This is a genomic window from Mucilaginibacter endophyticus (assembly GCF_003351025.1).
In the GTDB taxonomy this organism is placed as follows: Bacteria; Bacteroidota; Bacteroidia; order Sphingobacteriales; family Sphingobacteriaceae; genus Mucilaginibacter; species Mucilaginibacter endophyticus.
This window is the reverse complement of record NZ_QPCG01000001.1, coordinates 1,051,631-1,063,893: the sequence shown is the minus strand read 5'-3', so window position 1 is coordinate 1,063,893 and position 12,263 is coordinate 1,051,631. Positions and strand designations below refer to the sequence as shown.

Genomic DNA, 12,263 nt, shown 5'->3' with positions numbered 1-12,263 from the left:
CATGAAAAATCGAATTATAATAACCATCATATTAATTACATCGCTGTTTTTAGGCGCATGTAAAAAGGCACTGGACCTTAATCCTAACGACCAGATTGCCACTTCAACTTTCTATAAAACAAAGGCGGATTTTGATGCAGCTTTAGCGGCTGTTTACGCTTCACTTCAAACAGAAGAATTTTCCTATGGCATGGGCTTTAGGGATGGGTTTACCGATAACGGCTATAACCAATTTAATTCGGGCGCCGCTAAAGATTTTGTACAGGGTAATTTTAACCCTACAACCGGCGGTTACGAAACTGCTATTTATAATGATAGCTATGTTGGCATTGCCAGGGTAAACCTGTTTCTGCAAAATTTAGGCGGTTACAAAGGCGCGGATATTTCTGATAGCCAGCGTAAAATTTACGAAGGCGAAGTAAGGTTTATCCGTGCATTTCTTTACTTCCAATTATACAGCATTTATGGCGATGTGCCTTTGGTAGTACAGCCGCTTGACCTGAGCAACCAAAAGCAACCTAAGGTGCCTGCTGCGCAAGTACTTGCCCAAATCACTGCCGACCTTGATTATGGCATTGCTAATTTGAGCAGCAACGCTTATTACGCTAATGGTGGCCATGCCGCGGCATCATCTGCCAAAGCTTTAAAGGCAAGGGTATTACTATTTGCAGCTTTCGGTAACACCGGTACTGCTGACGCTACCATGCTAACCCAGGTGCGCGACCTTTGTCTTGATTTGATGGGCCAATACAAATTAAGCACCAATTTTGAAGACATCTTCAGGGATGCTACTCAGAAAAACAACACCGAGATCATGTTTTCGGTTAACTTCCTGGCGCCAAACAATACAGCTCCGTGGGATATGTATTATGGCGACTGGGACGCCTGCGCGCCAATGCAAAACATGGTAGATGCCTACGAGTGTACTGATGGTCAACCGTACGGTACTTCGCCGTTAACTGATACTAAAAACCAGTTCAATCACCGCGACCCAAGGCTTGCTAAAACCGTATATGCTGATTCAGTTTATTTTGGCCCTGGCAAAGTTCACCATCCTTCAAACCTTAGGCCTACAGGCTACGGTATTATCAAGTTCCTGGAGCCTAATAACATACCTTATGGTTTCTCCACCCTTAGCCAGCAGGACGCAGTTATATTACGTTTAGGCGAAGTAATGCTGATGTACGCGGAAGCGCAAAATGAAATTGCAGGTCCGGATGCAACAGTTTATAAAGCCATGGCCGATTTGCGTGCACGTGCAAATATGCCTGCCTATCCGGCCGGTTACACTAAAGATCAGATGCGCGAACGCATCAGGCATGAACGCCGTGTTGAGCTTGCTTTTGAAGGTTTACGCCATTACGATTTGTTAAGATGGCACATTGCCGGCCCTGTGCTTAACGCGGTAAAATCAACCCTCATTAATTATCATTTTGAGGATAAGTTTTACCACTGGCCACTCCCTCAAACAGAAATTGATAAGAGCGGAGGTGTCCTGATACAAAATCCGGATTATAAATAATCAATTGAAAAAAGCAGCGGCAAATTCACCGCTGCTTTTTTATTAACACTAAAAATATTTCTTCGACATCCTTTATAAAAGTTAGCGACACCGCTAAATCCAAGTTCAATACCAAGCTCCAGCAACTAAAATTTTAAACATAATAGTTTTAAATTCGTATAATTAACCCGTCTTAGCATTCCGAAGCGTGTTTTTTACGATAGTTACAATTATTCATTTGCAGGTTGGTAGTTTTTGATAAGATTTCAGGGATTTGGTCCCGCCTGGTTGGGAATGGAAAGGATTTGCCGCTAACAACCCGGATTTTTCACTCCATCTGCCTGATATGCATTCTTGCCCTTGTCTATAACATTCCCTTGAATTTTTTTGTAGGCCTTCCCGACATCGCTTTGATAAGCGCGGGAACTCTACTGATTGTTATTGTTCTCTATCTCGCGTCCAGGATCAAAGCGTATACCGGTATAGGCATCTTTATATTTTGCTCTACAAGTCTTGTTCTGTTTACTGTCAACTACTTTTTAAACTCCGGTGTAGATGGCCCAACAGATCTTTTCTTTGTATTGGTGATGGTTATCATGGTTGCTGTTGTACCCGTTAAACGGTATTGGATTGCAGTGACAAGTAATATCCTGATCCTTTTGGTGTTGCATTATCTTCAATACCAACATGGTAACTGGGTACCGTTTACCTACACCAGGAAACTTGATCGATATGTTGATCTTAGCTCGGCCTATGTCACTGTAGTAGGAGTTATCTTATTTACGTTTTACGTAATAAGAAGGAATTATGAGATTGAGAAGCAATCGGCAGAAGAAAAAACAGCCGAAATGAAAGTGCTTAATGACGAAAAGAATAAATTGCTATCCATCATCTCGCATGACCTGCGGGCACCCCTTTCAAACATTCAAAACTACCTCGAGCTTCTTTCCCAAATCAACTTGAATATTGAGGAAAGGTCGGAGATAGAAGAACAGCTGCTCCTTTCAACCAGGGGGACATTAGATTTGCTTAATAATGTACTTTCCTGGTCGAAGAACCAGATGGACGGGATCAAATTCACCAGAACTGTTGTTAATGTTTCCGCACTACTTTCATCTCATCTGCTTATATTTCAACCGATAGCACAACGAAAGAAGATCACCTTTCAGATGGCGCTTGATCCGCTTTCTGAAATAATTGCGAACGGCGATATGGTTCAACTGATTATCAGGAACCTGGTTAACAATGCTATTAAATTCACCGCGCCGGGCGGAACCATAACTGTTACTACCGCCTCCGAAAATGGCATATGCAGGATAGCTGTAAGCGATAGCGGAAACGGACAACCGGTTCAGTTATCAGATGATATCTTCAATTTAAATTCAGGATCTGTACCGGGAACCGGCAATGAGAAAGGCGCAGGCCTTGGTCTTGTGCTGTGTAAACAGTTTACCGAAGCGCTTGAAGGAAAAATATGGTTTGAAAGCAATGTCAAAAGTGGCGCCACATTTTTTGTAGAATTTCCCTTATACCAACGGCAAACCATTGAAACCGAAACGGCCAAAACACTTACAGCAATTTAACGCAACCCTATTAATGACAATTGCCCTGTACTATTCAACCAAAACCCATGTATAACTTTCAGCATCAAGATTGAATGTTAAACTGGCGGTAAAATCGCGGTTTATTTTTTTAACGATCCTTGTTTCGCCATTGATCAAAAAGGTAGCAGATTCCGAAAGCCCGCAGTAATACAGCGGAACTTTAATTGTTCTTATTATTTTTTGTTTAAGCGGATTATATAACATCAGCAAGCCCTTCTCCTTCAATTGAGGGTTAACGTGCATGATACCGTCCCAATCCCTTCCATCGGCTCGCCTTAGGTGAATGATATCCGAATTAAGAATATCACGGTATTTTTTATACCAGGCTATTACATCTTTAACCGTTTGTTTGGTTGCTTCGGTATCATATAAACGTGGTCCGCGATAAGCTGCTTGCACCCCTGCCCCATAGTATTGCATCATTAATTTTTTATAATCAGTAAGGTGATCATTAAGCGGCTCCAATACTGCGTCGGCACCGCCACCCTGGTATTTGGTAAGAGGTACAAAACCCCAAACCATAGCCGGAATTTCATTCCATAGGCCATCATAGATATTTTGACGGTTAAGTATTATCTGCTGCGCTCTTGAAAGCGAAAAGTTAACCTCCCTGTAGCCAATTCCAATTTTATTGGTTCCATCCAAAAAATACCAGTCGGGCGCATTGATATAAACACCCCGTTCGTTAAGCCAATGATACAGTTCCTTCTGTATTTCCATTTGCTTCCACTGACTATCGTCAAGGTTTTTATGACCCGGATGGCTTACAGAGGCACAAACATCTCCGGCATACGGGCCGTCATTTTCCCAGATATCAAAACCTGTTTCGGCATAAAACTTTTTGATCTTATCCCGGTAAGCCAGCCCCCATTTACTTCCATAACACGGCGCGTTACCGAAAAAAGCGCCCCCGGGCTTCCCTGTTTTGGGGTTGATAACACCATCGTCATCACTAATCTTGCGTGAGCTGAACAAGGAGTACCCTCCAATTTTTATATTTTTCTGATGCGCGTAATCGGCCAGCTGTTTCCACTTCAACAAGTTGGCCGCGCTAACATCTTCCTGATCAATATGACTGCCGAAGCTTAATATCAAAGCCTCATACCCGGTAGCCGCACATTGATCAATAGCCGCCCGAACCTGTTCATCATTTTTACTCACCAGGTGCATGTAAATCGGGTTGGCGGTAACCCAGGGTGCAATAGTCCGGTACATTTTACGGACCATAAGGCCGCGTCGTTCCCTGTCATAACTGTCTAAAAGCAACTCATAAGTAGTTACCGATTGCAAACTGCTATTTGGCAATATATCGGTACCTGTTTCCTGCTCCGGGTATACTTCAAGCAGGCAGGGTGTACCAAATTCATAATTAACCTGCGAGCGATAGGTTGAGTCGGTTTTCCAATGCGTAGTTTGATCGCTTAAGTTGTAGCGCATAGCATTATTAAAGGCATAATTACTTTCAATATAAATGCTTTGCGGCGGTAACATGCCTTTGGCTACGTTATCCTGATTTTTTTCTGGACCGTTTGCGGGATTAGCTGCTCCGGTTACAGCACTTTCCTCCTCTACAAAACCCATAATTTCATTAACCACCTGGTTCAGCTTAATAGTTTGTGTACGCTTATTTTCAATAGTAATCCATTTGCTAATAAGCGGTAAGCCATCGTAAATACTATAATGAACGCTTATTTTAATACCGGCGAGTTCATCTGAATTTGATTGATAAAAGAACGTAATTGTTTTGCCCGAAGGCTGCTTTGTATTACCGGCCCACCAACCATTACTTTTCCAGTTTATAACAGGCACCATATCTTTCACCTCGTAATTGATAAACCTGAAATCATTGTTACTTGTAGTGAAATTATCCAACCATTCGGGAAGTAGGTACGCGTTTTCCTTCTGCCCATATAAGCCGCCGACATTATAATTTTTTCCGTTAATCGTAACCCGGGCTTCCGCTTTTACAGAGCGGATGAGTTGTTTTCCGTTTTGCAGGCTAACAAAGTCATAACATGCCACATTGGGCGCAAGCCTAAAACTGCGACGCAGCAAACCGTTATAAAGAACGATATCCTTACCATCACGAGATTGGTATACATCTGCCTTTTTTATTTCGGGTTTAATAAGCCAGTCGCCCACATCGGTTGACTGCCTGGCAGCATCCCCAACCGGTAATTTCTGAGCAAATGCAAAACTTGGATATCCCGCAACAAAGCACAACAGCAACAGAACTCTTTTCATAAGTCATTAACAACCAAGGCAATTACACCAAAATAAATATATAATTGTAGATCTTTTAAACGAAACATTTATGACGAAAACAATATACTACGAGGTGAAGAACTCCTCATTTATCAATCCCTAAATAAAAATTTAAAACAGAGATTCACATACTATCAGGATATGATACAGACAGCACACCTATTGCATTCTTAGTAACATGTACGCTTTACGCGCCTCATTACTCCGCGTTAAATAATTTATGAAGATGTTCTGGCGATAGTGGTTTGCTTATAAAATCAAAAACCACATTATATGCCATAGCGCGGTCTGCGTCATGTTTAAATACCGATGAACTTAAAATAACGATCCGGGTACCTTCTGAAGAATAGCCCGATGCAATATACTCGTCGAGAAAATCCCAGCCATCCATTACCCGCATGTTAAGATCAAGAAAGATATATTCTGGTAATGAATAACCATCCGATTTAAGTTTGTGTAAAAAATCAAGCCCTTCCTGGGCACTCAGGCAACACTTAACATTAATATCAGGATAATATTTTTTGAGTATAGACTGAGCTATAAAATTGTTGATAGATTCGTCATCAATAACCAGAACCCTTTCAGGTTTAGTATAATTCATGTTGTTCCTCCGGTAATTTAGTAGATGGTTTGGTTGCCGAACCATGCACGGCTCAGGCTTTATTTAAATTGCTGGTATTACCAGCATAATATTTTCACAACTGAACGGGTACAAGATATGATTTTTTGGCATATGAAAAAATAAACAATAGTCTGTTAATTTAATTGCCCGGTCATAAACTAATTAATTGTTGCATATATATAACCAAACACATACATTTATTTGTGAGTATTCACTGGTTAAAACAAGGTTGAATTTTTGTTGTTATAGCTTCAGAAGATGAATCCATTAGAGCTTTCCCAAATAGCCGATCTCAGTTCGGCTGTAGCACACCTGATCAAAGGCCAGCTGGCTGCGGGCGGAACCGTTACTGCTGTTGCCAACCAAATTGTTGTATCAATTTCCCGTTTTGAAGTGGAGCACAAGCTGGGTAGCCTGCTTCAGCATATCTATCAATCTGTTGATCAGCATTTCCCGGTACGCAAGGAGCACCTTTCGCTGATCATTCGTGATGCTGAAGGCGTTTACGAAAACAGTTTCAAGATCTGGAAGTCGGGTTCTTAATGCTGTCCTCAAAAGATATTATTTAAGCCCCAATCTGCTGCGTAAAAGATCACGATAAGTGCTGCCGATGGGGATTTTTTCGCCATTGATGATAAGTTGATGTACTTCGATCATGGCTATATGTTTAATGGCCACTACATATGATTTGTGTACCCGCAAAAAATCTGCCGCCGGCACAAGATCAAAAATATCACCCATATTTTCACGGATCAGGATATTCTTGTCTTTCAAATGAATGGTAATATAGTTGCCGTCTTTTTCCAGGTATAAGATGTCCCCTACCTTAACCTGGTACGTTTGCGGCCCGCTTTTGATAAAAACGGTTTGCTCATCCTCATTACCTGCATTATTTTTTGACGGCTGTTTGCTTACAGCTTTATTTATTGCCGCAAGATAACGCTCAAAAGTGATGGGTTTAAGCAGATAATCGAGCGCGTTGAGATCATAACTTTCAACGGCATAATGGCTGTAAGCGGTAGTAAAAATAATCATTGGCCTGGGCGATAAAGTTTGTACCAGTTGCATTCCGCTGATATCCGGCATATTAATATCCAGGAAAATGAGATCTATTTTCTCCCGGTTTAAAAACTCGATTGCCTTTACCGGCTCGCGAAAAGTGGCCTTTAAATCAACCAGGCTTGTTTTGTGGCAATAACGTTCAATCACTTCCAGCGCCTTGGGCTCGTCATCAATGGCAATACAGGATATCATTCCAGGTCAATTTCAAGTTTAACAATATATTTCCCTTCATCTTCATTTATCTGCAGGTTGTGCTTATCTGGGTATAGCAGGTCAAGCCGCCGCTTTACATTTTCAAGGCCTATCCCACTCTTTTCATCTTCCATCTTTTTTACGGTCGCGTATTTAGGATTGGTACAGGTAAAAATCAACCTGTTACCTGAAAGCAAAATAGCTATGTGGATATCAGATGTATGGCCAATAGCAACGCCATGTTTAAAGGCATTTTCAACAAAGGGGATAAACAGCATTGGTGCTATAGTGATATTTCCAGTTTGGGCAGGATGATCAAATAGTACGCTTACCTCATCATCGGCATAACGCAGTTTATTAAGTGTGATGCAATCTTCCAAATATGCTATCTCTTTGTTAAGGGGTACACCTCCCGCATTACTGTCATAGATCATATAACGCATCATGCCCGAAAGTTTGGAGATCCCATCGGCAAGTTCATGATTCCCTTTTTCCTGTGCCATCGAAAATAGGTTGTTAAGTGTATTGAACAGGAAATGAGGATTGATCTGCGATTTGAGGAACTTGATCTCGGTACTCAGCTGATAGGCCTGCAGCCGGTTTCGTGCCAGTTCATTGCGTGCCCATTCCTTTAAAAAGAAATAAGCTACCGACAGCCCGGCAGCAGTAAAAAAGATAAGCAGCATGGTAAGCTGCATGTGCATCCAATTTCCCACGGCAAAAATGGCGTTTCGGTTTGGAATAAGATGATCATGGCCACCAAGCGCCGCAGGAAAATCAGGTACTGGCGGCCCAATTGGCAAGTTATTACTCAGTTTAGATCCAACAAAAATATAATTGGCAACAAAGATGAGTATAAACCATCCCAAAGCTATGACAATGCCTATAGCAATATTTTTATAACGGAGTGCCCATCTAAACACCCAGAATATGTTACTATAAAACAGCAATGCCAAAAAAACAAGTGTGAAGCGCGAATAAGGAAAAATGGTATCCACTGCCCTTTGTTCCATGATCTTCCCGTTGTGGTTTACGCGCACACTGATAGTTGAACTGGTTAAAGAGCTCAGTGTATAGTAAACCCCTATCCAGAACGCCAGGTGGATCAGTATCTCAATAATGTATTTGGCTTTAATGCGGCGCATAAGGTCAAAGGTATATTACCACCCCGTTCATTTATAAATTATTGATGTTAATATAATGATTTGATGGGTAAACCTGCATTTTTTGAAATCCGGGCCGGGGGCTATCAGCATTTTGTTTTAGACAGCGCGCCAAATAACAAATATCCATTTTACACCCGGGCGAATAAGTGGTTCATCACAATGTTTTTGGCGGGTTTAACGCGCAAAGTAGTATTGCTTAAAAATATCCGAAATTATGAAAAAGCAATTTCTATTAAGTGCAGCCCTTTTATCATGTGCCGTTATGGCCCGGGCACAAAAGCCTGACACCGCGCAATTATTAGTGCATTACAAATTTTCTCACATCCGCGATACCACCAACCGCGAACACCCCTACACCGAAAACATGGTTTTAATTGTTGGTAAAAGCGCGGGCGCTTACAAGAGTTATGACAAACAACTGCAGGACGCGCTATTCAGGAAACAGGTGCAGGAACAAATGGCTAACTCGGCAGATGGTCATGTAAACATCCAACGGAAAGCCTCAGGTTCAGGTACCGAATATTATCAATTCCCGAACGGTAAAAAATTGGCACGGAAAGAGCCGCTGCTGTTCAACAATTATTTGATAACAGATGTACTGCCCCCGATAGAATGGAAAATAAGCGGCGATACCGCGACTTTTGGTGGCTTGCATTGCCAAAAAGCTACGGCTCATTTCAAAGGGAGGGATTATACAGCCTGGTTTAGTCCCGACTTGCCACTACACATAGGTCCGTGGAAACTTAACGGCTTGCCCGGGGTAATTGTAGAGGCCTATGATGCTAAAAAAGAAGTAGATTTTAAGTTTGACGGGATTGAAAAAGCGGTGATTACTGCAAAGAAAGACGACCAACCAACCGGCCAGGCGCCGGGTAACCAGGGTCGAATGGCAGTCATGATAGGCATGGACGAGGAGATTAGTGACCCTAATATTATCCAGGTACCAACCAAAGCCATCAAAACTACCGAAAAGGAGTTTACTAATTTGCAGGAAGCCATGCGTAAAGACCCTAATGCTTTTGCCCAGTCGATGGCCGCCGCGCAGGCCGCAAGCCAGGGCAGACCGGCACCCAAAATTGATATCAGGATAGGTCCGCAGCCGGTAATCAATAACCCTATCGAATTACCCGAAAAGAAATGAGTCTGCTTACAAAACACATCGGGTTGCTGGCTATCGCCTTACTGCTTTCGGTTCCCGGCTTTGGTCAAAGTATTAAAGGGGTAGTGAAAGACAGCATTGGCAAGCCTGTGCCTTACGCCACCGTCAACCTGAAAAACACTGCCAATAACGGTATTATAAGCTATGCTATTTCTGATGTAAAGGGTGCTTATACTTTGCTGCTCCCGGTCGATGTACCGGTGAGCAGCCTGGTAATAGAGGTGCGCTGCATAGGTTATAAAAATCAGAGTAAAAGCATTACAGATTTGCAGGCTCCTATCGATTTTACTTTATCTCAATCAATTAACCAGTTACAAGCGGTAGTGATCAAAAGTAGCCGGCCGGTATTGCGTACAAGCGGCGACACCCTGAGTTATAAGGTATCAGATTTCAGCAGCGTGCAGGATAGGGTTATAGGCGATGTGATCAAAAAACTGCCGGGCATAACAGTTGCGGCCGATGGCAAGATCAGCTACAACAATAAACCTATCTCCAACCTGTACATCGGCGGCGATAACCTGTTGGATGATAAATATAATATCGCTACCGGCACTATTCCGCAGGGCGTGGTAGACCAGGTACAGGTGATTCAGAATCATCAGCCGGTTAAAGTACTCCAAAACAAAGTGGTAAGTGATGATGTAGCGCTAAACCTCAGCATAAAAAAAGGAGCTAAGCTACAAATGGTTGGGCAGGAAAGTGTTGGTGCAGGCTTACCCGGCAATTACGATATAAACCTTAACGCCATGATGTTTAAGGATAAGTACAAGGCTATTAATTATCTTAAGGGAAATAACACGGGCAACGATTTGCAGGAAGACCTGATATCGCACAACTTTGCCGATTATGTAAACCGGATAGATAACAACGTGCCGCCAACCGTGCTGTCGCTTGGTTCGGTGAATGATCCGGCCTTATCACGCGACAGGTATTTGTTCGATCGCTCCGGTCTTCTCAATTTGAATAACCTTGTCAATTTTAAGAAGAATGTCCAACTTAAGATCAATGCCTGGTATTTACATGATACCCGGCGACAGGACTATAGCCAGCACACTACTATTTACTTACCCGGCGATACCGTGCGCTATGATGAAACCCAACGCAACCGCTTTCAGCCTGATTTGTTGCATACCCAATTTACGTTGAATATTAACCGCGATAAGTATTACCTGAATAATGTGCTGTTACTGGATAATAACCGGTCAACCAATTATTCAAGCCTCAATACCAATGGCAATATGGTAAACCAGGTATTCAGGGACAATGCGCTGAATTTTTCCAATGAGTTTAACCTCATCAAATCAATGCGATCAGGCAATATCATTGAAGCTTATTCGTACGTCAGCCATTCATCCGAGCCCGAAAGCAGGGCTATCGAACCCAATTATAACGCGGCGATATTCAATAACAATGTACCTTACGCCCGGCTGTTGCAAAATGTAAATGTGCCCACGTGGTTTACCAATAACTACATATCCTTCAAAATACCATCAAACTTCATCACACAAAGTTTCCGGACTGGTTTTAACGTACAATCCCAAACGTTAACGTCAAACCTGAACGTTGTGCAGACTAACAATACGGTAAACCTGGAATCGGACAGTTCCATCAATCATTTAAACTGGAGCAGGAAAAAACTGTATGCCGAAGCAGCTTATGACCTGCCGGGCGAGATCCTTAAAGTGAACCTAACGCTGCCGATAAGCCTACAGCAGATCAACTATTCGGATACATTATATGCACTGCAAAAGAGTTTGACACGATTGTATTTCAATCCGCAATTAAGGGTAAAGTATCAAACAGGCCTTGAAAATTACGTCACCTTCTTGTACAGCTATCGCAACGAAACAGGCGCTATAACAGATATGTACCAGGGCTACATATTGAAAGATTACCGGACACTCTACGCCAATAACGCCGCCCTAACCGAACGGCAGAACCAACAAGCAGCCATTGGCTTCAACTACCGAAAAGCACTCACTCTGTTTTTCGCCAGCCTGAACGCGCAATACAATCATATCGCTTCCAATAATATCACTTCTTATGTAATCACCAATAACTTGCAGCAGCGCATGGTACTACCCTACTCAAATAGTACCGATTCGTGGGCAGTGAGCGGTACTGTCAGCAAATATTCTTTTGCATTAAAAACTACTTTTGGTGCCGGTCTGCAATGGCAAAGCAACAGATCGGTACAAATTCAGAACAATTCACTTTTGCCTTTCAACACCACTTCAGAAACTGTTAATATAAGTGCAAATACTAAGGTAAATGAGCAGGTAAACTTTAGCTATAAGGCTATTTTTACGCAAACCGATAGTCATTCGGCGGCAGTGGCATCGGCGTATCATATTAACCAGTTGCTTCAGCAGGCATTTGTCAACTATAGCCCAACAACCAATTTACAATTCAAATTATCGGGCGAGCATTATTTTACCCGCCAGCGCGGCAACCCCGATCTGAAATACTTTTTCGCAGATGCTTCCGCAAGGCTACGGGTAGAAAAATGGAAAACCGACCTGGAGCTGAGTGCCGTCAACTTCCTGAATGTAAAAACCTATGATGCGCTTTACCTAACGGCCAATACGTTAACAGCGAGTTCCTATACTTTGCCGGGCAGGATTATACTGTTAAAAGTGATGTTTAATCTATAATGTTTTGTTCAATTTATTGAGATCGGCCATGCAATCAA

At 42.4% G+C, this 12,263-nt stretch carries 9 protein-coding genes; 5 read left to right on the top strand and 4 right to left on the bottom strand.

Going from position 1 to position 12,263, the window contains the following annotated elements:
• Nucleotide 1 precedes the first annotated feature (1 nt).
• A complete protein-coding gene (locus DUL71_RS04355) occupies nt 2-1,522 on the top strand; it encodes a RagB/SusD family nutrient uptake outer membrane protein (RefSeq protein ID WP_114936899.1) in 1,521 nt (506 codons plus the stop codon).
• 356 nt (nt 1,523-1,878) lie between these two features.
• A complete protein-coding gene (locus DUL71_RS04350) occupies nt 1,879-3,084 on the top strand; it encodes a sensor histidine kinase (RefSeq protein ID WP_154402317.1) in 1,206 nt (401 codons plus the stop codon).
• 30 nt (nt 3,085-3,114) lie between these two features.
• On the opposite strand, the gene DUL71_RS04345 is transcribed toward DUL71_RS04350, so the two are convergent.
• Together DUL71_RS04345 and DUL71_RS04340 are read right to left on the bottom strand one after the other, a co-directional pair.
• Entirely contained in the window at nt 3,115-5,349 is a 2,235-nt protein-coding gene (locus tag DUL71_RS04345; RefSeq protein WP_208645472.1) for an alpha-galactosidase, read from the bottom strand.
• A gap of 220 nt (nt 5,350-5,569) precedes the next feature.
• Complete coding sequence (locus DUL71_RS04340; RefSeq protein WP_161964367.1) at nt 5,570-5,971, bottom strand: response regulator; 402 nt, start codon at nt 5,969-5,971, stop codon at nt 5,570-5,572.
• Nucleotides 5,972-6,250: 279 nt separating this feature from the next.
• On the opposite strand from DUL71_RS04340, the gene DUL71_RS04335 reads away from it, so the two are divergent.
• Nucleotides 6,251-6,535, top strand: a complete 285-nt coding sequence (locus DUL71_RS04335) for a hypothetical protein (protein WP_114936896.1) — start codon at nt 6,251-6,253, stop codon at nt 6,533-6,535.
• Between the two features lie 18 nt (nt 6,536-6,553).
• Here DUL71_RS04335 and DUL71_RS04330 read toward each other — a convergent pair whose 3' ends face one another.
• Both DUL71_RS04330 and DUL71_RS04325 read right to left on the bottom strand, forming a co-directional pair.
• The gene (locus DUL71_RS04330; RefSeq protein ID WP_114936895.1) at nt 6,554-7,246 is read right to left on the bottom strand and encodes a LytR/AlgR family response regulator transcription factor; all 693 of its coding nucleotides are present in this window, start codon (nt 7,244-7,246) and stop codon (nt 6,554-6,556) included.
• A complete protein-coding gene (locus DUL71_RS04325) occupies nt 7,243-8,391 on the bottom strand; it encodes a sensor histidine kinase (RefSeq protein WP_114936894.1) in 1,149 nt (382 codons plus the stop codon). Before DUL71_RS04325 ends, DUL71_RS04330 begins: the two co-directional genes overlap by 4 nt.
• Nucleotides 8,392-8,626: 235 nt before the next feature.
• Between DUL71_RS04325 and DUL71_RS04320 the strand changes: the two genes are divergently transcribed.
• Together DUL71_RS04320 and DUL71_RS04315 are read left to right on the top strand one after the other, a co-directional pair.
• A complete protein-coding gene (locus DUL71_RS04320; RefSeq protein ID WP_114936893.1) occupies nt 8,627-9,553 on the top strand; it encodes a GLPGLI family protein in 927 nt (308 codons plus the stop codon).
• Nucleotides 9,550-12,225 (top strand): carboxypeptidase regulatory-like domain-containing protein, encoded by a 2,676-nt coding sequence (locus tag DUL71_RS04315; RefSeq protein WP_114936892.1) that lies wholly within the window; start codon nt 9,550-9,552, stop codon nt 12,223-12,225. The genes DUL71_RS04320 and DUL71_RS04315 overlap by 4 nt, the downstream gene beginning before the upstream one ends.
• The last annotated feature ends 38 nt before the right edge of the window (nt 12,226-12,263 follow it).

Bases quoted from the DNA above. Each gene is read 5' to 3' on its own strand.
- DUL71_RS04355 (WP_114936899.1), top strand. From the start codon at position 2: ATGAAAAATCGAATTATAATAACCATCATATTAATTACATCGCTGTTT.
- DUL71_RS04345 (WP_208645472.1), bottom strand. From the start codon at position 5,349: ATGAAAAGAGTTCTGTTGCTGTTGTGCTTTGTTGCGGGATATCCAAGT.
- DUL71_RS04340 (WP_161964367.1), bottom strand. From the start codon at position 5,971: ATGAATTATACTAAACCTGAAAGGGTTCTGGTTATTGATGACGAATCT.
- DUL71_RS04335 (WP_114936896.1), top strand. From the start codon at position 6,251: ATGAATCCATTAGAGCTTTCCCAAATAGCCGATCTCAGTTCGGCTGTA.
- DUL71_RS04330 (WP_114936895.1), bottom strand. From the start codon at position 7,246: ATGATATCCTGTATTGCCATTGATGACGAGCCCAAGGCGCTGGAAGTG.
- DUL71_RS04325 (WP_114936894.1), bottom strand. From the start codon at position 8,391: ATGCGCCGCATTAAAGCCAAATACATTATTGAGATACTGATCCACCTG.
- DUL71_RS04320 (WP_114936893.1), top strand. From the start codon at position 8,627: ATGAAAAAGCAATTTCTATTAAGTGCAGCCCTTTTATCATGTGCCGTT.
- DUL71_RS04315 (WP_114936892.1), top strand. From the start codon at position 9,550: ATGAGTCTGCTTACAAAACACATCGGGTTGCTGGCTATCGCCTTACTG.